Consider the following 26,769-nt stretch of genomic DNA (forward strand, 5'->3'; position numbering starts at 1 on the left):
CGTTCATCCGTGGCAAGCGTCCCCTATGGTAACCCTGTTCTGGCAGGGGGCCAGCCGCTATCAGTGAGAAATGTGGCCTGCATCGGAGGCAGGCCACATTTTCAGCTATTTTCCGCCACCAGCCTCATCGGTTGAGGCGCATGGAGTTGGTTACCACGATGAGTGAACTGAGCGACATGCCCGCCGCCGCCAGATAGGGGGGCAGCCAGCCGCAGGCTGCCAGCGGCAGCACCAGCAGGTTGTAACCGATGGACCAGGCGAAGTTCTCGATGATGATCTTGCGGGTACGCATTGCCAGCACTCTTGCCTCGAGCAGTCGGCTCAGGTCATCGGCCAGCAGGATGGCATCGGCGCTGTTTTTCGCCAGATCGGTGCCACCAGCCATGGCAAATGAGGCGTGAGCGCCAGCCAGTACCGGCGCGTCGTTGATGCCATCGCCCACCATGATGCTGATATCCCCTTGGGCTTCCCGGGTCTTGAGGTAGGCCAGCTTGCCATCGGGCGAGACCCCCTTGACCAGCTCATCCACGCCCAGCTCGCGGGCAATCTCGTCTGCCTGCAAAGAGCTGTCACCAGTCAGCACGGTAGTTTGCAGACCTGCTGTCTTGAATGCCGCGATCAGCGCCCTGGCATCGGGGCGCAGGGTATCTTCCAGATTGAAGCGGGCCAATACCTGCTGCTCGTCGGCCAGATAGATAGCCAGACCGCGGCCATGCTCTTGCGCCGGATCCAGCCCAAGCCAGCATGCACTGCCGATGCGGTAGCGTACGCCATCCACCAGAGCTGTGATGCCGTGACCGATGACCGGGGTGATCTCGCGGGCGGATGGCAGCACACTGATACTGTCGGCAGGTAGCCGGAAGGCGCGAGCTATGGGGTGCTCGGATTGCGCCTCCATGGCCCGGGCGATGGCGAGGCAGTGCGCCTCGTCAAGGTCGGCCAACGCCTGAGTCTGTGTCAGACTGATCTCCCCTGTGGTCAGGGTACCGGTCTTGTCCATCACGATCCGGTTGGCCTTGGTCAGCACGTCCAGCACATGACCGCGGCGCAGCAGAATGCCGTTGCGGGTCAGATTGGCGGTGGCCGAGGTTAGCGCCGTCGGGGTGGCCAGCGACAGGGCACAGGGGCAGGTGGCAACCAGCACGGCGAGGGTGACCCAGAACGCCTGATCCGGTTGATGGAAGTGCCAGAAGGTCCAGACCGCGGCGGCAATGATCAGCAGCACCAGAATAAAGTGGCGCGACAGCTGATCCGCCATCTGGGCGATGGCTGGTTTATCATCGAGAGCATGATCCTGCAGCCGCATGATTTGGGCGATCCGCGACTCTTCAATACGGTGGCTGACCCGGATCTGCAGCGGGGCATCCGTGTTGATGGTGCCGGCATAGACCTGATCGCCTGGCTGTTTGAGCAGGGGCAGTTGTTCACCGGTCAGCATGGATTCGTTGAGGCTGGCTTGCCCTTCGACAATGATGCCGTCCGCCGGCAAGGTGGCGCCGGCCAGCACCCGTACCCGATCGCCGACCTGCAAGGTCTTGGCCGCTACCTCATGTTCCCCTTCATCATCGATGCGGGTCGCCATGATGGGCACCAGTCGCGCCAGGTTGGAGCTCGATTCCGACGCCTTGCGCCGGGCCCGCAACTCGAGAAAGCGCCCCAGCAGCAGGAAGAAGACGAACATGGTGATGGAGTCGTAATAGACCTCACCGGTATTGAACACGGTGGCCCACATGGAGGCGATAAAAGCCCCGATCAGCGCCAGCGACACCGACACATCCATCGACAAGTGACCCTGTTTCAGGCTGCGCCAGGCACCCACGTAAAAGGGCTGGGCTGAATAGATCATGATGGGGGTTGAGAGCAGCAGGCTTATCCACTTGAAGTAGACCATGAACTCATCTTCAACGCTGATGAAGAGATCCATGTAGAGGGCCACGGCGCACATCATCACCTGCATTGAACCAAGCCCTGCCAGTGCCAGCCGGAACATATAGCTGCGCACCTCTTTGGCGTAGAGCGCCTCCTGTTGATGGGTCTGGAACGGGTAGGCGCGATAGCCGATCTGGGCAAATCCCTTGAGGATGTCACTCAGGGAGAGCTGGTCCGGATCCCACTTGATGCGGGCCCGGTGGGTGGTGGTGTTGACGTTGATGTAGCGCAGGCCCGTCAGTGTCATCAGGTGGCGTTCGATAAGCCAGGCACAGGCGGCGCAGGTGAGCCCTTCAACTGTCAGCTGGATTTCGCGAAGGGTACCGCTGTCGGTGACAAAATCCTGTTGCACTTCTGCCAGATCGTAGTGGGTGAGGGCGGCTAGCTCCTCGGGTACCAGATCCCCCTTGGTACCGGGGGCGGTGCGGTGATCGTAGTAACTGGCAAGGCCGCACTCCATGATGGTTTCCGCCACCGCCTGACAACCGGGGCAGCACATGGGGCGAACAATCCCCTTTATCTCGAGGGAATAGCCACTATTGGCGGGTACCGGCTCGCCACAGTGAAAGCATGGGGTCATGATTGATGCCCCCCTGAATGCAGAATGCAAGCAGCAGGGGCGCTGGCGAACACCGGCTCGCCACAGTGAGAACAGCCGGTCATGGCTTAGCGTCCTTTCGGGTCGAGTTCGACAGGGGCCAGGGTGGGCAGCTGGACGGTCTCTTGCAATCGCCACTCATGATCAAAGGCATCGACCCGAATGTGCCACTTGCCGACCAGCGGCTTGTCGAAATGGAGGCGATAGGTGCCGCTCGCATCGGCGGTGATCATGTGTTCGCTGTCCTGACCGGCCAAGGTCGGGTGGAACAATGAGAGATAGAGAGCTTGCCCGGCAGGAATGTCACCGCTGATGGGTTTGAGGGTCAGCTCGTTGCCGTCAACTTCCAGCCCAAAGCGGATATTGAGCGCTTCGGAGCGGTCAAACTTGCTCAAGTCCTGATTGATCTCTTTCCCTTGTTTGTAATAGTCCTCGGCCACCAGATTGACCCCATCCTTGCTGGCGATGATGGCGGTGGCGATACTGCCGACAACGGCGGCAGTGGGGAGGGCGATGATAAACCAGGGCCAGAATTGGCGATACCACGGTTTGGATAGAGGTTGGGTCATGATTGCTACTGCCATGAAACGAATGATTAACGTGGAAGATGGTTTTTACGCAACACAAGATAACAAAAAGCCTCGAGGAGTCGAGGCTTTTTGCTGTGTAATCACGTGTTTATCACATGTTACAACGTTACGGGCGAACCTTATTTGGCAGACTGTTGATGAGACAGGCTGTAAACGTAGGAGGCCAGCAGGTGAACCTTGTCCTCACCCAGAATATCTTTCCAGGCTGGCATCACGCCGTGACGACCGTGGGTGATGGTTTGTACCACCACTTCGCGGGAGCCACCATAGAGCCAGGTGTTGTTGGTCAGATCTGGCGCACCGACGGCAATACCGCCCTTGGCATCGGCCCCGTGGCAAGCTGCGCAGATGGCAAAGCGTGCTTCACCTTTCTTCGCTTCCACCAGGTCGACCTTGCGACCGGAGAGGCTCAACACATAGGAGGCCACTTCCTGAACGCCATCTTTGCCGAGGATTTCACCCCAGGCAGCCATGATCCCCTGACGACCGCCCATGATGGTGGTCTTGATTTGATCAGGCTGGCCGCCCCATTGCCATTCGCTGTCGGTCAGGTTCGGGAAGCCGCGGCCACCACGGGCATCGGAGCCGTGGCACTGGGAGCAGTTCTGCAGGAACAGACGCTGACCCACTTTCAGGGCTTCCGGATCCTTGGCGATCTCGGTGATGGCACGATAGGTTTTGCCATCCGCTTCGTAGGTGAGTTCACGGAACTTGGCGCCGTAGATCTCGTCAGCCTTGGCGACCTCGCGGTCATACTCCACCGCGCGACCTTCAGCCTTGGCCGATTCGGTTGCAGCCTTGGACTCGGCCAGCGAGCGCACGTCCTGGTTGGAACTTTGCCAGCCCAACAGGCCTTTGAAGTTGCCAAGTCCCGGGAAGGCGACCAGATAGACCAGACCGGTGACGATGAAGAAGAGGAACATGTAAGTCCACCACTTCGGCAGCGGGTTGTTGATCTCCTCGATGCCATCGAAGGAGTGACCCATCGATTTGCCTTCTTCAACACCCATCTTGTCCTTGCGGCACCACATCAGCAGCAAGAAGCAGCCGAGGATGGTTCCCAGACTGATGACAGTCACAAAAATGCTAAACAGAGTGCTCATTATTGTTTCGCTCCTGCGTTCTTTTTATCAGCACCGGGTTGCTCATCATCGGCAAAAACCAGATTGGCAGCCTCGTCGAAAGAGGTCTTGCGGCGTTTGCTGTAGGCCCAGACGATGATGCCAATCATGATGGCCATCAACAGCAAGGTATACAGACCGCGAAATGTGCCGTAGTCCATTTTCGCCTCCTTATTTCAGGGCATGACCCAGTGATTGCAGATAGGCCACCAGCGCATCCAGCTCGGTTTTGCCCTTGACGGCTTCGGCCGCACCCTGAATATCGGCGTCGGTATAGGGCACACCGAAGTGATCGCGGAACAGCGCCAGCTTCTTGGCGGTCATCTCGCCGGTCAGCACATTGGTATCAAGCCAGGGGTAGGCGGGCATGTTGGATTCCGGTACCACATCGCGCGGGTTGATCAGGTGAACCTTGTGCCACTCGTCGGAGTAGCGGCCACCGACACGGGCCAGATCCGGACCGGTACGCTTGGAGCCCCACAGGAAGGGGTGCTCCCAGACGCTCTCACCGGCGACCGAGTAGTGACCGTAACGCTCGGTTTCGGCACGGAACGGACGGATCATCTGGCTGTGGCAGTTGGTGCAGCCTTCGCGAATGAAGATGTCGCGTCCTTCCATCTGCAGAGCGGTGTAGGGCTTGAGGCCCTCCACCGGCTCGGTGGTTTGCTTTTGGAAGAACAGCGGAGTGATTTCAACCAGGCCCCCCAGACTGATGGCGAAGATGATGCCGACCACCAGCATGGGAACGCTTTTTTCAAATATTTCGTGACGGTTATTGTTGCTCATGGGTTGACCTCTTCAATCATGCTGGCTGGGCGACAGGTTCCAGAGAACCTTTGGGCGCAGTGATGGTGCGATAGGCGTTGTAAGCCATCAGCAACATGCCGGTGACGAAGAAGCAGCCACCCAGGAAGCGCACGAAATAGAAGGGATAGGATGCCTGCAGCGCTTCAACGAAGCTGTAGGTCAGGGTGCCGTCTTCGTTGACAGCACGCCACATCAGGCCCTGCATCACGCCGGAAATCCACATGGCAACGATGTAGAGCACGGTGCCCACGGTCGCCAGCCAGAAGTGAACGTTGATCAGCTTGACGCTGTACATCCTGCCCTGGCCGAACAGGTTCGGGATCAGATGGTAAACCGCACCGATGGAGACCATGGCAACCCAGCCCAGCGCACCGGAGTGAACGTGACCAACGGTCCAGTCGGTGTAGTGGGAGAGGGCGTTGACGGTTTTGATCGCCATCATCGGGCCTTCGAAGGTCGACATGCCGTAGAAAGAGAGAGAGACGATCAAGAAGCGCAGGATGGGGTCATAACGCAGTTTGTGCCAAGCACCGGAGAGGGTCATGATGCCGTTGATCATGCCGCCCCAGGAGGGGACAAACAGGATCAGGGACATCACCATGCCCAGCGACTGTGCCCAGTCAGGCAGTGCGGTGTAGTGCAGGTGGTGAGGACCGGCCCAGATGTAGAGGGAGATCAGCGCCCAGAAGTGCACGATTGAGAGGCGATAGGAGTAAACCGGACGACCGGCCTGCTTGGGCACGAAGTAGTACATCATCCCCAGGAAGCCGGCGGTCAGCAGGAAGCCTACCGCGTTGTGGCCATACCACCACTGCACCATGGCGTCCATGGCGCCGGAGTACATGGAGTAGGACTTCATGCCGGAGAGCGGCACTTCCATGTTGTTGACAATGTGCAGCACCGCAACGGTGATGATGAAGGCGCCGAAGAACCAGTTCGCCACATAGATGTGGGAGGTGGTGCGCTTCATCAGGGTGCCGAAGAAGACGATGGCATAGGCGACCCATACCACAGTGATGGCGATATCAATCGGCCACTCCAGCTCGGCATACTCCTTGGCGGAGGTGAAACCCAGCGGCAGAGAGATGGCGGCAGAGAGGATGATTGCTTGCCAGCCCCAGAAGACGAAGGTTGCCAGCGGGCCACCAAACAGTCTGGTTTGACAGGTGCGCTGCACCACGTAGAAGGAGGTGGCCATCAGTGCACTGACACCGAAGGCGAAGATCACTGCGTTGGTATGGAGGGGCCGCAGACGACTGTAAGTCAGCCACGGGGTCTCGAAGTTGAGGGCAGGCCAGATCAACTGGGCTGCGATCAGTACGCCAACCGACATGCCGACAATTCCCCAGACAATCGTCATGACGGTAAACTGGCGAACAACGGTGTAGTTGTACTCAGGATGGTTAGTTGTATGGCTCATCGTTATATTCCGCTTCCGATGCTGCTGTTGTTTGGTTTTGTATCCGGAGAACCGGACTGGCTTCATCAGCCACCGCCGACCAGTTGTTAACACCTGTTAACGAAAGGAAAAGCAAAAGATGGCTAAATGAAAACTGCATGGGAATGATACTGAACTGACAGGTAAAATAACAGTATAAACAGTGATATATTTGGCTCCGTCCGGTCTCGATATGGCATTTTTTTACCTTGTTCGAGATCACAAAAAACTATTTTAATTGCATCTTAATCGGGCTGTTTTTGATGAAAGAGAGACTTACCGCACGTAAAGTTTTGCACCTCGTACTGGTATTGGCGCTGTTATTGGCGCTGATGGCCTATCGCACCTGGTTTTCGGCCGATAACAGCGTCTCTGCTGACCAGAAAAAAGATCAGATTTGTGATCTTTCCCACACCCCTTGCAGCGCGCTGATTGGTGACAAGCCGCTGACGGTCGCCATCAAGGAATTACCGCTGCGCGCCGAACATGACTTTGCCATCGCTATTAGCGGCGGCGATCCGGCCATCAAACCGGTGAAAGCGACACTCGAAGGCAAAGATATGTTTATGGGCACCATTCCGGTGAGCTTTGAAGAAATAGACGGACAGTGGCAGGGGGTGACCCAGGTGGGGAGCTGTACATCACCCGTCATGATCTGGTTGTTAAATATCGAGTGGAGTAATGGTCAACGCCAGCAATTGGCGCTTTCCGTTACCCGGGAATAACGGCGCAAGAGGTGGGGAGTGGAAAAAATATTTGAAATTTCCCGGCCAGGCGTTACCTTCCCCAAACCATCAGGGAGTGAAGTTCATTTAATCATGATTGAAAAACAACCGTTTTATCGCACCCTCAACCAGCAGGCCAAGGCGCTGCTGGAGGGGGAAACCGATCTTATTGCCAATCTGGCCAACCTCTCCGCACTGCTGAATCAGGAGCTGGCGGAGATCAACTGGGTCGGTTTTTATCTCTTGCAGGACGAGAGCCTGGTATTGGGGCCATTTCAGGGCAAACCGGCCTGCGTACGGATCCCGGTCGGCCGTGGTGTGTGTGGTTCGGCAGTGGCAGAGGGGAGAACCCAGCTCATTGACGATGTCCACCAGTTCGACGGTCACATCGCTTGTGATGGCGCGAGCAACTCGGAAATAGTGATCCCGGTGCGCCGTGGTGGCGAGATCATCGGGGTGCTCGATATCGACAGTCCGATTTTTAACCGTTTCGACCAGCAAGACCGGATTGGCCTCGAAGAAACGGTGCAAATTTTGGAAAGCATGCTCTAAGTCATTGCTAGATGGTTCGCAAAAGGCCCCAAGCTCTCTATAATGGGGCCTTTGTTGTGCTCGGGACGTGCCCGTGCGTTTATATGAAAGCCAAGGTTATACATGGAAAACACTGAGAAGCTGAAGAACAGTAAAGAGATCGTTGCCTACCTGGTCGAGAAATTCCCGGCCTGCTTCGTTGCTGAAGGAGAGGCCAAGCCGCTCAAGATTGGCATCTTCCAGGATTTGGCCGAGCGTCTTGCTGACGATGCCAGAGTCTCCAAGACCATGCTGCGTTCCGCACTGCGTCAATACACCTCCAGCTGGCGCTATCTGCACGGTCTCAAAGCTGGCCAGGCTCGCGTTGATCTGGATGGCAACCCGGGTGAGCTGCTGACCGAAGAGCACATCGAGCACGCCAAGCAAGCTCTGAAAGAGAGCAAAGAGCGCGTATTCGCCAGCCGTCGTACCAATACCAAAGAGAAGGATGAGAAGGCCAAGAAGCCCCGTCGTCCTGCTGTGCGCAAAACCGAGAAAGCTGATGTAGCTGCCAAGCCGAAAGCTGCCGCCAAGGCACCGGTCGCTGACGCTCCGCTGGTTAAAGTGGATGCCGCTACGCTGAAAGTGGGCCAGGATGTGCGCGTCGTTATGGGTAAATTCCCGGTTCCGGCAACCATCAAGGAAGTAACCAAGGACGATGTACAGGTCCAACTGCAGACCGGCATGATGGTGCGGGTCAAATCAGAGCACTTGGTTCTCTAAGGAGACAAATGTTGAAGCATGGCGTAATTCGTTTTTCCCTCGTTGCCTGTAGCCTGGCGCTTGCCGGGCTTGCACAGGCCATCGAGCCGGTGCTCAAGGAGAGTGATTTGCCTGTGTTGGCTCAAGAGAGCCAACATGCTACGGCCAGCAAGCGAATTACCAATCTGTTTACCCGCTCGCACTACAAACAGTTCAAGCTGGACGATGCCTTTTCCTCCGTGATTTTCGATAAATATCTGGAGAATCTGGACTACAGCCGCAACCTGTTTTTGGCCTCTGATATCAGCCGTTTTGAAAAGTACCGTAACGGTTTTGACACCGACCTCGAAAGAGGCCGTCTGGCTCCCGCCTACGAGATGTTCAACCTGAGTCAGCAGCGGCGTTATGAGCGGTTCGAATACGCCCTCAAACTGCTTGATACTCCTTTCGATTTTACCCAGACCGACAACTATGTGTTTGATCGGGAAGGGGCGGCTTGGCCCAAAGATGAAGCAGAGCTTAACGAGCTGTGGCGTCAGCGGGTCAAGTTCGATGCCCTGAGCCTCAAGCTCAGTGGCAAGGAGTGGCCCGAGATCAAGGAGCTGCTTGGCAAGCGTTACAACAACGCCATCAAGCGGATGTCCCAGACCGAGAGCGAAGATGTCTTCCAGCTCTTCATGAACTCTTTCGCTCGCGCCATCGAACCGCACACCAGTTACCTCTCACCACGCAGTGCCGATCGTTTCAACACCGAGATGAACCTCTCGTTGGAAGGGATCGGGGCCGTGTTGCAGGCGGAAGATGACTTTACAGTCATCCGCTCCCTGGTACCCGGTGGTCCTGCTGCCAAATCCAACCACCTCAAGCCTGATGACAAGATCACCGGGGTGGGACAGGAAGATGGCAAGATTATTGATGTGATCGGCTGGCGTCTCGATGACGTTGTCGAGCTCATCAAGGGACCCAAGGGGAGCAAGGTCAAGCTTGAAATTCAGCGCGGCAAGGGCGCTACCGCCAAGACCGAACAGATCGAGCTGACCCGTGACAAGGTGCGCCTTGAAGACCGGGCAGCCAAGTCCAAGGTGATCACCGCCGAAGGCAAGAAGATCGGTGTCATCGAGATCCCGAGTTTCTACGTCAATCTGCACGATGATGTGATCAAGGAGCTCTCCAGCCTCAACAAGCAGAAGATCGATGGTCTTATCATCGATCTGCGCGGAAACGGCGGCGGAGCCCTGACCGAAGCCTCTGCCCTGAGCGGTCTCTTCTTTGGCAGCGGTCCTGTGGTTCAGATCCGGGATCATATGGGTCGTATCACGGTCAACGGTGACGATGATGGCAACGTCTATTACGGCGGTCCCATGTCGGTGCTGATCGACAGATACAGTGCATCTGCCTCCGAGATCTTCGCCGCCGCCATGCAGGATTATGGTCGCGCCCTGATCCTGGGGGAAAACTCGTTCGGCAAGGGGACGGTGCAACAACATCGCAGCCTCGCCAAGGTCTATGACTTCTACGAGCAGCCGCTGGGTCACGTGCAGTACACCATCGCCAAGTTCTACCGGATCAATGGTGGCAGTACCCAGAACAAGGGCGTTGCGCCGGATATCAGCTTCCCGACACCGGTTGCGCCGGAAGAGACGGGCGAAAGCCGCGAGTTTAATGCGTTGCCTTGGGACAAGATAGCCTCAGCCAACTACGAGAAACTCGGCAATTTCACCAGTCTGCTGCCCAAGTTGCAGGCTGCCCACGATGCTCGGATCGCCAAGGATCCCGAGTTTGCCTATGTGATGCAGGACATCGCTGACTACAAGGAGGAGAAAGACAAGAAGTCGGTCTCCCTCAACGAGGCGGAGCGTGTTGCAGAGCAGGCGAAACAGGATGAGAAAGCGCTTAAACGTACCAATGAGCGCTTGGCACGTCTTGGCAAGCCGGCAGTCAAGAGCCTGGACGAACTGCCCGCTGATTTTGAAGCGCCCGATGAGTATCTCATCGAAGCGGCCAATATCACGGCGGATCTGGCTATGGACAGCAAACGCAGCTGACAGGCAACCCATCATGCACAAGGGCGACTGCGGTCGCCCTTTCTTTTTATCTGGCACATCTGACGTCATGCAAATCGTTTGACCCCGCCAGTTGGTTGTGACAGCCTCTTTCTCGCCTTTAACAAGCGTGGAAGCAGACAATAATGACCGATCACTCCCAGGCCATGACGGCCAAATATCGCCAGGATTATCAGGCGCCGCTCTACTGGATCGACACTATCGACCTCGATTTCCAATTGCAGGAACCACTGACCCAGGTCACTGCCATCACCCGCATTCGCCGCAACGGCGAGCACAATGCGCCGCTGGTCCTTGATGGCGAGCAGCTGACCCTCAAGAGCATTGCCATCGATGGCATTCCCTGTGACCACTACGAGCAAGGCGAGAGCAGTCTGACCCTGTTCAACCTGCCGGCCGAATGTGTGCTGACCATTGTCACCCTGCTGGATCCGGCCGCCAACACCGCACTCGAAGGGCTTTACAAGTCTGGCGATGCCTACTGCACCCAGTGTGAAGCTGAGGGCTTTCGTCGCATTACCTATTATCTGGATCGCCCCGACATTCTGGCGCGCTACAGCACCCGCATTACCGCCGACAAAGCCAAATATCCCTTCCTGCTATCCAATGGCAACAAGGTCGACAGCGGTGATCTGGATGGCAGCCGTCACTTCGTGCAGTGGCAGGATCCTTTCCCCAAACCGAGCTACCTGTTTGCACTGGTGGCCGGTGATTTCGATGTGGAGCGCAGCCACTACACCACCAAGAGCGGCCGCAAAGTGGCCCTCGAGATCTTCGTCGACAAGGGCAACCTCGATCGCGCCGGTTTTGCCATGGAGAGCCTCATCAACTCCATGCGCTGGGACGAGCAGCGTTTCGGCCTCGAGTACGATCTCGACATCTACATGATCGTCGCGGTGGACTTCTTCAACATGGGCGCCATGGAGAACAAGGGGCTAAACATCTTCAACTCCAAATTCGTGCTGGCCAATCCTGCCACCGCTACTGACAGCGACTACCACGGTATCGAACGGGTGATCGGTCACGAATATTTCCACAACTGGACCGGCAACCGCGTCACCTGCCGCGACTGGTTCCAGCTCAGCCTGAAAGAGGGGCTGACGGTATTCCGGGATCAGGAGTTCTCCTCCGACCTAGGCTCCCGTGGCGTCAACCGCATCAACAACGTGCGTACCGTCCGCGGCCCGCAGTTTGCCGAAGATGCCGGCCCCATGGCGCACCCGATCCGCCCGGATGTGGTGATCGAGATGAACAACTTCTACACCCTGACCGTCTATGAGAAGGGGTCGGAAGTGATCCGCATGATGCACACCCTGCTAGGTGAAGAGGCCTTCCAGGCCGGTATGCGTCTCTACTTCGAGCGTCACGACGGCTCGGCCGCCACCTGCGATGATTTCGTGCAGGCGATGGAGGATGCGTCCGGTGTGGATCTCGGTCGTTTCCGTCGCTGGTACAGCCAGTCCGGCACCCCCGAGCTGACCGTGACCGACGAGTATGATGCCGCCAGCGGTATCTATCGCCTCCATGTCAGCCAGCACACCCCGCCGACTCAGGATCAACCGCAGAAGCTGCCGCTGCATATCCCCCTCGATATCGAGCTATATGACGAGCAGGGTGCCGTCATTCCTCTGCAGTATCAGGGCAATGCCATCGGTAACGTGCTCGATGTGCTGGAAGCGGAGCAGACCTTCGAATTCGATCAAGTACCCGTCAAACCGGTTCCTTCTCTGCTGCGGGACTTCTCCGCGCCGGTCAAGCTGCACTATGACTACACCGACGAAGCGCTCGCCTTCCTGATGCGCTTTGCCCGCAACGAGTTTGCCCGCTGGGATGCGGCCCAGATGCTGATCAACAAAGCGGTCATCGACGGGGTGGCGCGGGTCCAGCACGGGCAGGGGGTTGAGCTCTCCCAAACCCTGTTGGCAGCCTTCGTCGCCATTCTGGACGATAGCGAACTGGACTTAGCCCTCAAGGCGGAGATCCTGGCGCTGCCCGGTGAAGCGACCCTGGCCGAGCTGTTCGAGGTGGCCGATATCGATGCCATCCATCAGGTGCGCGACGCGATCCACACCCGTCTTGCCGAGGCCTTTGGCGCGCGCTTGGCGGCGACCTATCAGAGTCTGCGTCTGAACGGTTATCAGGTGGTGCATGCCGATATGGCCAAGCGAGCCCTCAAAGGGGTAGTGCTCGGTTATCTGGCGGCTCTCGATGCCGGCAGTGCCGACCTGCTGGTGCGCCAGCAATATGCCGCCGCCGACAACATGACCGACACTCTGGCGGCGTTGCAGGTAGCAAACAGCTATCTGTTGCCGTGCCGCTCCGAGCTGCTGGCCGATTTCGAAGGCAAGTGGGCCCGGGATGGTCTGGTGCTGGATAACTGGCTGCGTCTGGTGGGTAGCAAGCCGGCGGAAGATGTGCTGAGCGAGGTGCAGCAGGCGATGGCTCACCCGACCTTCAGCATTCGCAATCCGAACCGGCTGCGGGCGCTGATCGGCAGCTTCGCCATGAGCAATCAGGTTCAGTTCCATGCGGTGGATGGCAGCGGTTACCGCTTCCTGACCGATCTGCTGATCGAGCTCAACGAGGTCAATCCGCAGGTGGCCTCCCGCCTCATCACCCCGCTTATCCAGTTCAAGCGACTGGATGAGGCGCGCAAGGCCCTGATCCGCGCCGAGCTGACCCGTCTTGCCAACCTTGAGGGGCTGGCACGGGATCTGTTCGAGAAGGTAAGCAAGGCGCTGCAGCAGTAAGTGCCGACGGGGCAGGGGCGTTAACGCTCCTGCCCCACATTGATGTGCCGTGTGATCAGGAGCAAGCGTGAAGCAATTTACTTTTCGGCTCTCATTGAATAGCGATGAGGTGATGCTGATGTATCAGGGCCATGCCAGACGGCTGGTGGTGCGCAGCGAACAGGGGTTGACCCTGGAACTTGGCATAGAAAAAATACGCCCCTTTGTCGCCATCAATGGTGTGCATGGCTATTTTCGGCTGAAAACCCAGGACGATTACCGCTTTATCAGCCTCGAACGCATAAATTAACAAAAATCGAACAGATTACCGACTGTTTATCTGCTTTGTGTCACTATCTATCCGGTAAACTGGCACAAAGGTAGTGGGAATTTCTGTATTTTTGGTTATTTGCAAAATTTCTCACAGTTTAAGCCGTGATCTGCACCTTGTTTTTAACATCTCGTTAGCACCTTTCCTCGCCTTCCCTTATCCAAGCCATTACACTTCGCAACAACTCTGCACCAGCGGGTAACCAGGGTGGTTGCCTCTGCGTCGGTGGTTAATGTCGTCCGATAAGGAATATAAAAATGGCATTGAAAGACGCCCCTACCTCAGTTCTGCTCGAAAACGTTCTCGGCCTGATCCATCAAAAACTGCCCAAGAAGAGTGCTTCTCTGGTCGAATGCTTCGTGGCCAAGTTTTACGGCAACATGGCGAGCTCCGACATGCATGATCGCAACGACAGCGATCTCTACGGCGCGGCGCTTAGCCTCTGGAATGCCCTCAATCAGCGTAGCGGCACCGAACCCTATATCCGGGTCTACAACCCCGAGCTGACCCGCCATGGCTGGCAGTCCCCCCACACTATCGTCGAGGTGATCCTGCAGGATTCCCCCTTCCTGGTGGACTCTATCCGGATGGCGCTCAAGCGTCTCAATATCACCGCCCACATGATGCTGCACCAGCCGCTGCACCTGATCCGCGGCGAAGAAGGCAAGATCAGCGCCATTCTGGATCTCGACAACACCGACGGGCAGACCTCGGTTGAAACGGCATTCCTTATCGAGATCGATCACCTCACCAGCGAGGAGCAGATGTCCGCGCTGGCTGCCGAGCTCAACTCGGTGGCCGGTGAAGTGGCGCTGGCAGTCGGCGACTGGCAGCCGATGCTGGCCAAGCTCAATGAGATCATCGACGAACTTCCCAAGCGCAAGCACCCGGTCAGCAAGGAGGAGGTGGCCTCCTGCGTTGCTTTCCTCAAATGGGTAGCTGCCCACAACTTTACCCTGATGGGGTATCGTCGTTACGACGTCAAGGCGGTGGAGGGGGATCACGAGATCCTGCCGCAGGCGAGCTCCAGCCTTGGGCTGATGAAGAACTCCATCAAGGAGGTGGGCCAGCGCCTTGGCAACATGCCGGCCAGTGCCCGTCACGCCGCCCTGAGTTCTGACCTGCTGATCCTCACCAAATCCAACAGCAAGTCCCGGGTGCACCGTCCGGCTTATGTGGATTACATCGGCATCAAGCGCTTTGACGAGCATGGCAAGGTGATCGGGGAAGATCGCTTCATAGGTCTCTACGCCTCTTCCATCTACAACACCAGCGCGACCCAGATCCCGCTCATCAGCCATCGTCTCGAACGCATCATGGCCGCCTCCGGTCACGAGAAGGGCTCCCACGCCTACAAGGCGCTGCTCAACGTATTGGAAACCTATCCCCGTGACGAGCTGATCCAGGCCCGTGAAGAGGAGCTGCTGGCCACCGGTCTTGGGGTGCTGGAGATGCAGGAGCGGGACATGCTTCGGCTATTCGTGCGCCGGGATGTCTATGGTCGTTTCTTCTCTTGCATGGTCTATGTCACCAAGGAGCGCTACAACACGGCGCTGCGGATCAAGACCCAGCAAATTTTGCAGAAATATTTTGGCAGCAATGAAGAGGTGGAGTTCAACGTCTACTTCACCGAAGGCGTGCTGGCGCGGACCCACTACATAGTGCGGGTCAACAACAACAACGTGGATGTGGATGTGAACGAAGTACAGAACAACCTGATTGAAGCGGCCCGCAGCTGGGACGACAGACTCGACTCCGTGCTGCTTTCCCACTATGGCGAGGCCCGTGGCAATGAGTTGCGCCGCCGTTTCAGCACTGCCTTCCCTCGCGCTTACAAGGAAGATGTGCTGCCGGGCTCTGCCGTGGCCGACATCATGGCGCTCGATAACCTGAGCGAAGCCGAGCCACTCGGCATGCTGTTCTACCGCGCGCAGGAGGAGGAGAACGATCGTCGGGTACGGCTCAAGTTGTTCCATCGCACCGAGCCCATTCACCTCTCCGATGTACTGCCGATGCTGGAAAACATGGGACTGCGGGTGATCGGTGAGACCCCGTATCAGGTACGCACTCCGGGGGGCGATCTGTTCTGGATCCTCGACTTCTCCATGCTGCTGCATGGCGAGCAGCCCTTTGATCTGGCCCAGAGCCAGCAGCGCTTCCAGCAGGCGTTTGCCGCCATCTGGAACAAGCAGCTGGAAGATGACGGCTTCAACCGGCTGGTATTGGGGGCGGGACTTACCGGCCGTCAGGTGTCGGTGCTGCGCGCCTATGCCAAATACATGCGCCAGACCGGCGTCTCCTTCAGCCAGTCCTATATCGAAGAGACTCTGACCCGTTATCCCGATATCGCCCAACTGCTTTTTACCCTGTTCGAACAGCGCCTCGACCCGGCTGGCAAGCAGGATGCCAAAGCAGAAGCCAAGCTGCACGAGGAGCTTGCCGCCAAGCTGGATCAGGTGGCCAACCTGGATGACGATCGCATCATCCGCCGCTATGTGGAGATGATCGACGCCACCCTGCGCACCAACTACTACCAGCTGGACAAGGCGGGCAACATCAAGCCCTACATCTCCTTCAAACTGGCTCCCTCCAGCATCACCGACATGCCGCTGCCGCTGCCGAAATTCGAGATCTTCGTCTATTCGCCACGGGTGGAAGGGGTGCATCTGCGCTGGGGCAAGGTTGCCCGTGGCGGCCTGCGCTGGTCCGATCGAAAAGAGGACTTCCGCACCGAGGTATTGGGCTTGGTGAAAGCCCAGCAGGTCAAGAACACCGTCATTGTGCCAGTGGGGGCCAAGGGCGGTTTCTACTGCAAACAGATGCCGGTGGGGGCGCCCCGTGCCGTCATCCAGGAGGAGGGTAAGGCCTGTTATCGCCTGTTTATTCGTGGCCTGCTCGATGTGACCGACAACATCATCGGCGGCGAGGTGATCCCGCCCAAATCCGTGGTGCGTCACGATGAGGATGACTACTACCTGGTGGTCGCAGCCGACAAGGGCACAGCCACCTTCTCCGACATCGCCAACGAGATCAGCCTCGAATACGGTCACTGGCTCGGTGATGCATTCGCCTCCGGCGGCTCGGTCGGTTACGACCACAAGAAGATGGGCATCACCGCCCGCGGTGCCTGGGAGTCGGTCAAGCGGCATTTTCGTGAAATTGGCGTCAACTGCCAGACCACCGATTTTACCTGCGTCGGGATCGGCGACATGGCGGGGGACGTGTTCGGCAACGGCATGCTGCTCTCCGAGCACACCCGGCTGGTGGGCGCGTTCAACCACATGCACATTTTCGTTGACCCCGCTCCGGATGCGGCCAAGAGTTTTATCGAACGCCAGCGCCTGTTCGATCTGCCGGGCTCCAGCTGGGATGACTACAACCGCGAGCTGATATCACAAGGGGGCGGCATCTTCCTGCGCTCGGCCAAGTCCATCAAGCTGAGCCCCGAGATGCAGACACTACTCGTCACTGACAAGGCCAGCATGGCGCCGAACGAGCTGATCAAGGCGCTGCTTTGCCTCAATGTCGACCTGCTGTGGAACGGCGGCATCGGCACCTATGTGAAGAGCGCTCGCGAGAGCGATGGGGAAGTGGGCGATCGCAGCAATGACGCATTGCGGGTCAATGGTCGCGATTTGCGGGCCCGCATCGTGGGTGAGGGCGGTAACCTCGGCTTTACCCAGCTCGGTCGGGTGGAGTACGCCAGTCAGGGCGGTCGCATCAATACCGATTTTACCGACAACGTGGGCGGGGTGGATTGCTCCGACAACGAGGTGAACATCAAGATCCTGCTGAACCAATTGGTGGCGGCAGGAGATCTGACCCTCAAGCAGCGTAACCAGATGCTGTATGAGATGACCGACGACGTGGCGCAGATCGTGATCACCAACGCTTATCGCCAGTCCCAGTCTATCTCGGTCACCAGCTTCCGCGGCTCTGAACAACTGAAAGAGCAGCAGCGCTTTATTCAGGGGCTGGAGCGGGAGGGCAAGCTCGACCGTGCGCTGGAGTTCCTGCCATCCGATGAGGAGCTCTCTGAACGGATGGCGGCAGGGCAGGGGCTGACCCGCCCCGAACTGGCGGTGCTGGTGGCCTACGGCAAGATGGTGCTGAAAGAGCAGCTCAACTGCCCGGAAGTGACCGACGAGCCCTTCCTAGCCAACATGCTGGTCACCAGCTTCCCGGCCAAGGTGCAGCAGCAGTTTGGTACCCAGCTGGCCGATCACCCGCTACGCGGCGAGATCATCGCTACCCGGGTGGCCAACATGTTGGTCAACGACATGGGGCTCAACTTCGCCAGTCGGATGAAGGACGAGACCGGTGCCTCGGTCGCCGAAGTGGCCTGCTGCTTCGCCATGGCCCGCGAAGTGTTTGGCATGAACCAGCTGTGGCGCGATATCGAAGGGTGCGACAACCTGGTGGATGCCCAGACTCAGCTCGAGCTGATGTTCTACAGCCGCCGCATCGTGCGTCGTGCCACCCGCTGGTTCCTGCGCGCCCGCAATCGCAGCTGGAGCATCAGCGAGAACATCGCCTTCTTCCGTCCGGCGTTCGAGACCTTAGGGAAGCACCTCTACGAGGTGATGGATGAGAGCGAAGTGGCCGAGCATCGTCAGGCTGTCGCCAAGTGGATGGAGAAACAGGTGCCGGAGGCCATTGCCCGTCAGGTCGCCCATATGAGCAGCCTCTTCTCCAGCCTGGATCTGGCGCAGATTGCCGCGGAGCACAAGACCGATATCCTGCGTGCCGCCAATGTTTACTATCGCCTCGGTGCCAAACTGGATCTGCACTGGTTCCTCGACCAGATCAACCATCAGCCGGTCGGCAACCACTGGCAGGCGATGGCGCGAGCCTCCTTCCGCGAAGATCTTGACTGGCAGCAACGCAGTCTCACTTCTGTGGTACTGGAAGGGTGCAAAGATCAGGGAGAATGCGCTACCATACTGGCCGACTGGATTTCGGAGCATGAGCAACTCTTGTCCCGTTGGACCCACATGTTGGCCGACTTCAAGACCACCAGTACTCACGAGTTCGCCAAGTTCTCGGTGGCCTTGCGAGAGTTGAACCTGCTCCAGTTGAATTGTCGGGCACTTTAATTGCCAGATTAAGGCATGACACCGACATTACACCCAAAGCCCCGGCCAGTTGCCGGGGCTTTCTTTAAGGAGCAAAGATGTTGTACCCCATCGCCAGGCATTTCCTGTTCAAACTCAATCCGGAACAGGCTCACGATCTCTCCATGAAATATTTGCCCCGCCTTTTCGGTACGCCACTCGATTGTTTCTTCCGCCAGAATTTGCCGAAACGCCCCGTCACTGTCATGGGGCTTTCTTTTGCCAATCCGGTGGGATTGGCGGCCGGTCTGGATAAAGATGGTGAGTGCATTGACGCGCTGGGCGCCATGGGATTTGGCTTTATCGAGGTCGGTACCGTCACCCCCAGACCCCAAAGCGGCAATGACAAGCCCCGCCTGTTCCGGGTTATTCCGGCAGAGGGGATCATCAACCGGATGGGATTCAACAACAAGGGGGTGGATCATCTGGTGGCCAAGGTAAAAGAGGCCAAATATCAGGGGGTCATCGGCATTAATATCGGCAAAAACAAAGACACTCCCATCGAACAGGGCAAGGATGATTACCTGATCTGCATGGACAAGGTTTATGATCATGCCGGTTATATTGCCGTCAATATCTCTTCCCCCAACACCCCGGGTTTGCGTTCACTGCAATATGGCGAGGCGCTGGATGAATTGCTGGCAGCTCTCAAGGTGCGCCAGCAAGAGTTGGCCGCCCAATATAAAAAGTATGTGCCGCTGGCGGTTAAAATTGCCCCGGATTTAAGCCTTGAAGAAATAGATCAGGTGGCCGCTTCGCTGGTGCGTAATGGCATTGATGGGGTTATCGCCACCAATACCACCCTCGAGCGCGAGATGATTTATGACATGCCTCATGCCGGTGAAGCGGGTGGCTTGAGCGGTCGTCCGCTGCAACACAAGAGTACCGAGGTGATCCGCCATCTGGCCAAGGCGCTCAATGGTGCTCTGCCAATTATCGGGGTGGGTGGTATTGATAGTGCCATGGCCGCCCGTGAAAAATTGGCCGCCGGTGCCAGTCTGGTACAAATTTATAGCGGCTTTATTTATAAAGGGCCGGGGCTGGTCAAAGAGATTGTGACCAATATTTAAGAAATAGATGGTGGAGCCCTTTATTTGACGTTGCTGATTTCCTGCATATGGAATAAAGTCAACTGGTAATTATCAAGTAAGGGCTCCAACATGTTTATCCAACCGACCGATAGCTGGCAATGGCACTATGATGCCCAGAGTGACCGTCTGATGTTGGACCTGTCTGATAACATGTTATTTGCGACCGAGTATAAAGGGCGGCAATTGGTGCCCAGCTCGTTTACGACCCAACCTTTTTGTGTCGATGATGCCGCCCTCTATTATCAGTTGATGGATAAAGCAGCCGAACTTGAGTGGAGTATTCCCCATCAGGTGCAACTGGTGCTTAATGCCATCGCGGTCAGTCGCTTTTATAAACCCCTGATGCCGCAAAGCTGGTTTTTTAGTGAACAGCATCCGCAAGTGATCCCGCAAAACGGTGATCTGGTCTTGATGAATACACCTCATGGCAACGGCGAATTTATGGTCATTGAGGCAGGGGATCAGGCTAGCGTCTGTTTGAATCTCACAGCCGATCTGGTATTGACCACCAGTAAAACTCTGCCGCGTTTCGGGGTGATCAAGGTGATGAATAACCGGATGAAACCGCGTATTACCGTGACCGAGCAATATCGTCAGGTCAGTTGATATATTTTCACCAATCGTTTTATCTCTGTGATTACACCGCTGTCTGATTTTTACTGTTGTCACCTCCATAGTGCCTCGTTTCTGATACTTCATTGATCCGCGAACATCTTGCCCATTCTCATTGATCTTCATGGTTATGATTCAGCCTCTCTTGAGGCTTATTACATCCACTTGCACCTTGTGTTCTGACCCACGCAGTATCTTGGTCTTCCGTGCTGCAAGCATGGCGTCTCATTCTTGTTTCGTTCTGCTTGCGTAGTGTCTCCACCTCAGTATCAACACATCACTCACTGAAGCGATTTGCTTCATACGATATTTTATGCTTGAAACGAGAGCTATTCTCACTTACATTTTGTTATAACATAACAAAATGGAGTTGCCATGAAACCTCATATTCACCCGGATTATCGTTTGGTGCTGTTCCATGACACGGCGGCAGATGCCTTTTTCCTGGTCGGTTCAACCATCAAGAGCGATCGCTGCTATACGTGGCAAGACGGGAAGGAGTATCCCTATGTGTCGCTCGATGTTTCCAGCCAGTCGCACTCGTTCTATACCGGCAAGCAGAAGCAGGTATCGAGTGAGGGGAGTGTGGCCCGTTTCAACAAGCGCTTTGGCGCATTTTCAAGCAAGAAGGAGTCCTGAATGCAGGTCGTCTGTTCACTCAAATCCGCACGGGCGCGCCATCCCGATTGTCAGTTGGTGCGTCGTCGGGGAAAATTGTTCGTGATTTGCAAAAGCAATCCCCGTTTCAAGGCCCGTATGAAGTGATCCGCTAAATGATGTCTGGCCCCATGATCTCGCCATCGGGTAGTCATGGGGCCTTTTACCTTTTCGCCACCTATCAATCTGTTTCCATCCTGCCGTTTGCGCCGACTTTTGCATGCTCCAGCCCGCCTGATGAGGTATAATGCGGCACTATTTTTATGGGTTCCCCGTGAGCGTGATGAAAGAATTTTTTGCAACCTGCCCCAAGGGGCTGGAAAACCTGTTGGCCGACGAGCTGACCACCTTGGGCGCAGAGCAGGTCCGTGAGACCGTGGCTGGCGTCCACTTCAAAGGCGAACTGGCGATTGGCTACAAGGCGTGCCTGTGGAGCCGTTTTGCCTCCCGTATAGTGCTGGTGCTCTCCGAATTCCAGATGAACGACGATCTGGATCTCTATCTGGGCGCCCACACCATCCCCTGGGAAGAGCATTTCTCCGGAACCGCCACCATCGCGGTGGACTTTACCGGTACCAACCCTGCCATTCGCAATACCCAATATGGCGCGCTGAAGATCAAGGATGCCATCGTCGACCGCTTCACCAAGCGCGGTCACGTGCGTCCGGACGTGGACAAAAAGTCGCCGGATATTCGCATCATGGCGCACCTGGGCAAGGGCAAGGCCAATATCACGCTGGACTTGTCAGGCCCGGCGCTGCACCAGCGTTTCTATCGTCAGGGCACCGGTGAGGCACCGCTTAAAGAGAACCTGGCCTGCGCCATGATCGCCCGTAGTGGCTGGGCCGGTGAGCCCATGATGGACCCCATGTGCGGTTCCGGTACCTTGCTGATTGAAGCGGCCTTTATCGCCGCCGACATGGCGCCGGCGCTGCGCCGCGAGCGCTTCGGTTTCGATCGCTGGCTGCAGCACGATAGTGAGCTGTGGCAGAGCTTGATGATGGAAGCGCAAGTGCGCGCCAAACGCGGCATGCAACGTTGCGAAGTGAAGCTGTTTGGCTGTGATGCCGACCAGCGCGTGCTGCTCAAAGCTCGCGACAATGCCAAAGCGGCCGGTGTGGCCCATCTCATCACCTTCAAGCAGGCCGATGTCACCAAGCTGGAAAACCCGCTGCCGATGCCTGCCCCTGTTGAAGCGGAAGAAGGTCAAGGGGAGGCCCGCCAGGTCGGTATGCTGATCTCCAACCCGCCTTATGGCGAGCGTCTTGGCGAATTTCCGGCGCTGCTGGAAGTGCATCAGGCCCTCGGCGATGCCCTGCGTCGCAGCTTCCAGGGTTGGAAAGTCTCCATTCTTTCCGCATCGCCCGAGCTGCTCAGCTGTCTGCGCCTGCGCGCCGACAAGCAATATCGCCTGTTCAACGGCGCCCTCGAGTGTCAGCTGCGTAACTACCAGATCGCACTGGACTCCGTGGCTTCCCAAAAAGAGGTGGCACAGGACTTTGCAAACCGTCTGCGCAAGAATCTGAAAACCCTCGAGAAATGGGCCAACAAAGAGGGCATCGATTGCTATCGCATCTACGATGCCGACTTGCCGGAATACAACGCCGCCATCGACCGCTATCAGGACTATCTGGTGGTGCAGGAGTATGCCGCGCCCAAGGACATCCCCGCCCAGAAGACCCGTCAGCGTCTGCTTGACATGGTTCAGGCCGCCATCAAGGTGACCGGCATGGATGGCGAGAAGGTGATCCTGAAGGTGCGTGAGCGTCAGGAGGGCAAACAGCAATATCAGAAGCTCTCCGAAGAGCAGCACCGGATGGAAGTGCAGGAGTACGGCGCCCGTCTGTGGGTCAACCTCTATGACTATCTGGATACCGGCCTGTTCCTCGACCACCGTCAGACTCGCCGTATGCTGGGCCAGATGGCCAAGGGCAAGCGCTTCCTGAACCTGTTTGCCTACACCGGCAGTGCCACCGTGCACGCGGGTCTTGGCGGTGCCAGCGAGACCACCACGGTGGACATGTCCCACACCTACCTGAACTGGGCGCAGGACAACATGCGTCTCAACTCGCTGGTGGGCCGTCAGCACAAGTTTGTGCAGGCAGATTGCCTGAAGTGGTTGTCTGAAGCCGATGAGCAGTACGACCTCATCTTCATCGATCCGCCCACCTTCTCCAACTCCAAGCGGATGGACGAGAGCTTCGACGTACAGCGCGATCACCTGCTGCTGATGCAGCACCTGAAGCGCCTGCTGGCGGCGGACGGCACTCTGGTCTTCTCCAACAACAAGCGTCACTTCAAGATGGATCTGGCCGGTCTAGAGGCCACTGGTCTCAAGGCCCAGAACATCACCCAGAAGACGCGACCGAAGGATTTCGAGCGCAACCAGCACATCCACAACTGCTGGATCATCACCCATGCGCCGGAGCAAGGCGAGGCGTGATGCTGACCCTGTTTCATACCGACGGTTGCCACCTGTGCGAGCAGGCCTGGGCGCTGGTGGAGGAGGCAGGCCTTGCCGCTACCACCCGCCAGTGCGACATCATGGATGATGAGCAGTGGCTTGCCGCCTATCGGGTGCGCATTCCGGTGCTGTGTGACGAAGCAGGCCGCGAGCTCGGTTGGCCCTTCACACTGGCCGAGCTCAAAAGCTGGGCCGCCCGTCAGGGGTGAGAGTGATTTGACGATAAAACGGGGGCAGACCCAGTCTGCTGCCCGTTTTTTTCATATGAAATAAGGAACACACATGGCTCTTTTAACATTGCACGGCGCATGTCTGTCGTTCAGTGATTTCCCGCTGCTCGACAATGCCGAATTGACCATCGAGCGGGGCGAGCGCCTCTGTCTGGTTGGCCGCAACGGGGCGGGCAAGTCCACCCTGATGAAGGTCATTGCCAGCGAATTGCCGCTGGACGACGGGCGTCTGGTGCTGCAACAAGATTTGAAAGTGACCCGCCTTGAGCAGGATCCGCCTGCTTCCAGCGAGCTGACGGTGTTTGACTATGCCGCCGAAGGGCTGGCGGGGGTGGGGGAACTGCTCAAGCAGTACCACCACATCTCCATGGAACTGGCGCATGATCCGTCAGACGCCAACATTCGCAAGATGAGCGAGTTGCAAGAGCAGCTCGACTATCAGAACGGCTGGCAGTTCGAGACCCGTATCAGTCAGGTGTTGACCCTGCTGGGGCTGGATCCTGACGTGACCCTCGATAGCCTCTCCGGTGGCTGGCTGCGCAAAGTGGCGCTGGCCCGTGCGCTGGCTTGCGATCCCGACTTGTTGCTGCTCGATGAGCCGACCAACCACCTGGATATTGAAGCCATCAACTGGCTGGAAGATTTCCTCAAGGATTTTCGCGGCGCCATCGTCTTTATCTCTCACGATCGGGAGTTCATCCACAAGCTGGCCACCCGGATCATCGATCTCGATCGCGGCGCCATCACCTCCTGGCCGGGCAACTACGACGAGTACCTGCAGGGGAAAGAGGAGTGGCTGCGGGTCGAAGAGCTGAAAAATGCCGAGTTCGACCGCAAACTGGCCCAGGAAGAGGTGTGGGTGCGTCAGGGCATCAAGGCTCGCCGTACCCGTAACGAAGGCCGGGTGCGCGCACTTGAGGCGATGCGGATGGAGCGCTCCCAGCGTCGCGAGTTGCAGGGCAAGGCCAAGCTGCAACTGGACGAGGTCAATCGCTCCGGCAAGCTGGTGTTCGAGACCGAAGGGCTGGGGCTGGATTTTGGCGATCGCACCCTGTTCAAGGAGCTCGATCTGCAAGTGCTGCGCGGCGACAAGATTGCGCTGGTCGGCCCCAATGGCTGCGGCAAATCGACCCTGATCAAGCTGTTGTTGGGTCAGCTTGAGCCGACCCGTGGCACCGTCAAGGGGGGCACCAATCTGGAGGTGGCCTACTTCGATCAGTACCGCGAGCAGCTCGATCCCGAGCAGACCGTGGTGGACAACGTGGGGGAAGGTAAGCAGGAGGTGATGGTGCGTGGCCGCTCCCGTCACATTCTTGGTTACCTGCAGGACTTCCTGTTCGAGCCCAAGCGGGCCCGTACGCCGGTCAAGGCGCTCTCCGGTGGCGAGAAGAACCGGTTGCTGCTGGCCAAGCTGTTCCTCAAGCCCAGCAACCTGCTGATCCTCGATGAACCGACCAACGATCTGGATGTGGAAACCCTGGAGCTGCTGGAAGAGCTGCTTTCCGACTACCCCGGCACCCTGCTGCTGGTCAGTCACGATCGTCGCTTCATCGACAACACAGTGACCGGCTGCTGGCTGTTTGAAGGGGATGGCCGCATCAGCGATTACGTGGGTGGTTACGCCGACATGATGGCGACCCGCGAACAGCAGAATGCCCAACAACAGGCTAAGAGTGCACCGGTCAAGGCGCCCGAGCCGGTCGTTGCCGCCTTGCCAGAAGTGCCGAAGAAGAGCAAGAAGCTCTCCTACAAGCTGCAGCTTGAACTGGAGGGGTTGCCTGCTCGTCTTGAGCAGCTGGAAGCCGAGCTGGATGCGCTGCAAAGCGAGATCAATCAGCCCGGGTTCTTCTCGCTGCCGGCAGATAAAACCCAGCCGAAACTGGATGCGCTCAATGCCGCTGAAGCAGCGCTGGAGCAGGCATTTGCTCGCTGGGAAGAGCTGGAAGGACTCAAAAATCAGGAGTAAGTTCCCTGTAATTAAAACTTAATCCAGTTCAGTGCCTTGTGTCACATAGCCCGGTTAGGGTGGAAGTTTTTGTTTGACCGAGTGCGCTCGCAGGAGTAAAGATGAAAGCGACCGATGCAGAATTGGTCGCTTTTTTTGTTCCACGAAGAGGGTCGTAGATGATGAAGAGACAGAAGCGGGACCGTCTGGAAAGAGCTCGTGCTCGTGGTTATCAGGCTGGCGTGGTCGGCAAACAGAAAGAAGCGTGTCCGTATCAATGCCTGGATGCCCGAGGGCATTGGCTTGGTGGTTGGCGTGACGCCATGGAAGGGCGGGGCTCAGGCCTCTTCATGAAGTAGCAGGTACTTCATCACTCATTACAAAAGGAAAGGGGCCGTTGTGGCCCCTTTGCGTTAATGCTGTTTTACCACCAATCAGAGAGATCAGAATGCGGTGGTATCTTTGAACAGGCCCACTTTCAGGTCGGTGGCGCTGTAGATCGGACGGCCGTCAACTTCGACCACACCATCAGCAATCCCCATCACCAGCTTGCGGTTGATGACGCGCTTGAAGGTGATCTTGTAGGTCACTTTCTTGGCAGTCGGCAGGATCTGGCCGGTGAATTTCACTTCACCTACGCCCAGAGCACGACCCTTGCCGGGGCCACCTTTCCAGCCAAGGAAGAAGCCAACCAGCTGCCACATGGCGTCCAGACCGAGACAGCCAGGCATCACAGGATCACCTGGGAAGTGGCAATCGAAGAACCAGAGATCCGGAGTAATGTCGAGCTCAGCCAGGATCTCGCCCTTGCCGTGTTCGCCGCCGTTGTCATTGATCTTGACGATGCGGTCCATCATCAACATGTTGGGGGCAGGCAACTGACTGTTACCCTCACCAAACAGTTCGCCACGGCTGCAAGCCAGCAGCTCTTCACGGGTAAAAGAGTTCTTGCCCTGTTCGCACAGGGAAAGGCGGGCTTCCATGGTGGTATTGTCTACGGTCACGCGGTATTTCCTTCAAATGGGTCAAAGCCGGGCCAATTTAGCTTACAGT

At 57.3% G+C, this 26,769-nt stretch carries 22 protein-coding genes; 15 read left to right on the forward strand and 7 right to left on the reverse strand.

Features of this window, described 5'->3' with window-relative positions; genetic code table 11:
• Positions 1 to 124: 124 nt before the first annotated feature.
• The 6 genes from AB5Z05_RS08790 to ccoN form a co-directional block, all read right to left on the reverse strand.
• On the reverse strand, positions 125 to 2,509 hold the full coding sequence (locus AB5Z05_RS08790; protein ID WP_368151104.1) for a heavy metal translocating P-type ATPase: 2,385 nt from the start codon (positions 2,507 to 2,509) through the stop codon (positions 125 to 127).
• 86 nt (positions 2,510 to 2,595) lie between these two features.
• Positions 2,596 to 3,096 (reverse strand): FixH family protein, encoded by a 501-nt coding sequence (locus AB5Z05_RS08795; RefSeq protein WP_043820362.1) that lies wholly within the window; start codon positions 3,094 to 3,096, stop codon positions 2,596 to 2,598.
• Between the two features lie 140 nt (positions 3,097 to 3,236).
• Positions 3,237 to 4,220 (reverse strand): cytochrome-c oxidase, cbb3-type subunit III, encoded by a 984-nt coding sequence (ccoP, locus tag AB5Z05_RS08800; RefSeq protein ID WP_005336622.1) that lies wholly within the window; start codon positions 4,218 to 4,220, stop codon positions 3,237 to 3,239.
• Complete coding sequence (locus AB5Z05_RS08805) at positions 4,220 to 4,399, reverse strand: CcoQ/FixQ family Cbb3-type cytochrome c oxidase assembly chaperone (RefSeq protein WP_005336620.1); 180 nt, start codon at positions 4,397 to 4,399, stop codon at positions 4,220 to 4,222. Before AB5Z05_RS08805 ends, ccoP begins: the two co-directional genes overlap by 1 nt.
• A gap of 10 nt (positions 4,400 to 4,409) precedes the next feature.
• Positions 4,410 to 5,024 (reverse strand): cytochrome-c oxidase, cbb3-type subunit II, encoded by a 615-nt coding sequence (gene ccoO / locus AB5Z05_RS08810; protein WP_368151106.1) that lies wholly within the window; start codon positions 5,022 to 5,024, stop codon positions 4,410 to 4,412.
• A gap of 16 nt (positions 5,025 to 5,040) precedes the next feature.
• Positions 5,041 to 6,465: a cytochrome-c oxidase, cbb3-type subunit I gene (gene ccoN / locus AB5Z05_RS08815; protein ID WP_005360548.1), complete on the reverse strand. Its 1,425-nt coding sequence runs from the start codon at positions 6,463 to 6,465 to the stop codon at positions 5,041 to 5,043.
• A 281-nt stretch (positions 6,466 to 6,746) separates the two neighbouring features.
• Between ccoN and AB5Z05_RS08820 the strand changes: the two genes are divergently transcribed.
• The 15 genes from AB5Z05_RS08820 (at position 6,747) to rmf (ending at position 26,075) form a co-directional block, all read left to right on the forward strand.
• On the forward strand, positions 6,747 to 7,208 hold the full coding sequence (locus AB5Z05_RS08820; protein WP_368151107.1) for a hypothetical protein: 462 nt from the start codon (positions 6,747 to 6,749) through the stop codon (positions 7,206 to 7,208).
• A gap of 93 nt (positions 7,209 to 7,301) precedes the next feature.
• Positions 7,302 to 7,760 carry a GAF domain-containing protein gene (locus AB5Z05_RS08825; RefSeq protein WP_368151109.1) on the forward strand — a complete coding sequence of 153 codons (459 nt, stop codon included), beginning with the start codon at positions 7,302 to 7,304 and terminating at the stop codon, positions 7,758 to 7,760.
• Positions 7,761 to 7,862: 102 nt separating this feature from the next.
• Positions 7,863 to 8,501, forward strand: a complete 639-nt coding sequence (proQ, locus tag AB5Z05_RS08830) for an RNA chaperone ProQ (protein ID WP_005351923.1) — start codon at positions 7,863 to 7,865, stop codon at positions 8,499 to 8,501.
• Positions 8,502 to 8,509: 8 nt separating this feature from the next.
• A complete protein-coding gene (gene prc / locus AB5Z05_RS08835; protein WP_368151111.1) occupies positions 8,510 to 10,525 on the forward strand; it encodes a carboxy terminal-processing peptidase in 2,016 nt (671 codons plus the stop codon).
• Between the two features lie 143 nt (positions 10,526 to 10,668).
• Positions 10,669 to 13,293, forward strand: coding sequence for an aminopeptidase N (gene pepN, locus AB5Z05_RS08840; RefSeq protein WP_368151113.1), 2,625 nt, complete (start codon positions 10,669 to 10,671; stop codon positions 13,291 to 13,293).
• 67 nt (positions 13,294 to 13,360) lie between these two features.
• The gene (locus AB5Z05_RS08845; RefSeq protein WP_005351919.1) at positions 13,361 to 13,582 is read left to right on the forward strand and encodes a DUF2835 family protein; all 222 of its coding nucleotides are present in this window, start codon (positions 13,361 to 13,363) and stop codon (positions 13,580 to 13,582) included.
• A gap of 278 nt (positions 13,583 to 13,860) precedes the next feature.
• Complete coding sequence (locus tag AB5Z05_RS08850; protein ID WP_368151115.1) at positions 13,861 to 18,699, forward strand: NAD-glutamate dehydrogenase; 4,839 nt, start codon at positions 13,861 to 13,863, stop codon at positions 18,697 to 18,699.
• A 77-nt stretch (positions 18,700 to 18,776) separates the two neighbouring features.
• Positions 18,777 to 19,787, forward strand: coding sequence for a quinone-dependent dihydroorotate dehydrogenase (gene pyrD, locus AB5Z05_RS08855; RefSeq protein WP_110303685.1), 1,011 nt, complete (start codon positions 18,777 to 18,779; stop codon positions 19,785 to 19,787).
• Positions 19,788 to 19,877: 90 nt separating this feature from the next.
• Positions 19,878 to 20,414 (forward strand): cell division protein ZapC, encoded by a 537-nt coding sequence (locus tag AB5Z05_RS08860; protein ID WP_005336600.1) that lies wholly within the window; start codon positions 19,878 to 19,880, stop codon positions 20,412 to 20,414.
• Between the two features lie 381 nt (positions 20,415 to 20,795).
• Complete coding sequence (locus AB5Z05_RS08865) at positions 20,796 to 21,059, forward strand: type B 50S ribosomal protein L31 (RefSeq protein ID WP_103252468.1); 264 nt, start codon at positions 20,796 to 20,798, stop codon at positions 21,057 to 21,059.
• Positions 21,060 to 21,185 carry a type B 50S ribosomal protein L36 gene (ykgO, locus tag AB5Z05_RS08870; protein ID WP_005336596.1) on the forward strand — a complete coding sequence of 42 codons (126 nt, stop codon included), beginning with the start codon at positions 21,060 to 21,062 and terminating at the stop codon, positions 21,183 to 21,185.
• Between the two features lie 139 nt (positions 21,186 to 21,324).
• Complete coding sequence (gene rlmKL / locus AB5Z05_RS08875) at positions 21,325 to 23,520, forward strand: bifunctional 23S rRNA (guanine(2069)-N(7))-methyltransferase RlmK/23S rRNA (guanine(2445)-N(2))-methyltransferase RlmL (RefSeq protein WP_368151119.1); 2,196 nt, start codon at positions 21,325 to 21,327, stop codon at positions 23,518 to 23,520.
• A complete protein-coding gene (locus AB5Z05_RS08880; RefSeq protein ID WP_088868955.1) occupies positions 23,520 to 23,750 on the forward strand; it encodes a glutaredoxin family protein in 231 nt (76 codons plus the stop codon). Before rlmKL ends, AB5Z05_RS08880 begins: the two co-directional genes overlap by 1 nt.
• Before the next feature lie 73 nt (positions 23,751 to 23,823).
• Entirely contained in the window at positions 23,824 to 25,737 is a 1,914-nt protein-coding gene (locus AB5Z05_RS08885; RefSeq protein ID WP_368151121.1) for an ABC transporter ATP-binding protein, read from the forward strand.
• Between the two features lie 161 nt (positions 25,738 to 25,898).
• Positions 25,899 to 26,075 carry a ribosome modulation factor gene (gene rmf / locus AB5Z05_RS08890; protein ID WP_010674759.1) on the forward strand — a complete coding sequence of 59 codons (177 nt, stop codon included), beginning with the start codon at positions 25,899 to 25,901 and terminating at the stop codon, positions 26,073 to 26,075.
• 84 nt (positions 26,076 to 26,159) lie between these two features.
• Here the strand turns inward: rmf and fabA are convergent, their stop codons facing one another.
• Complete coding sequence (gene fabA / locus AB5Z05_RS08895) at positions 26,160 to 26,699, reverse strand: 3-hydroxyacyl-[acyl-carrier-protein] dehydratase FabA (RefSeq protein ID WP_196783564.1); 540 nt, start codon at positions 26,697 to 26,699, stop codon at positions 26,160 to 26,162.
• Positions 26,700 to 26,769: the final 70 nt, after the last annotated feature.

Source organism: Aeromonas sp. R2-4, from assembly GCF_040908365.1.
GTDB classification, from domain to species: Bacteria; Pseudomonadota; Gammaproteobacteria; order Enterobacterales; family Aeromonadaceae; genus Aeromonas; species Aeromonas veronii.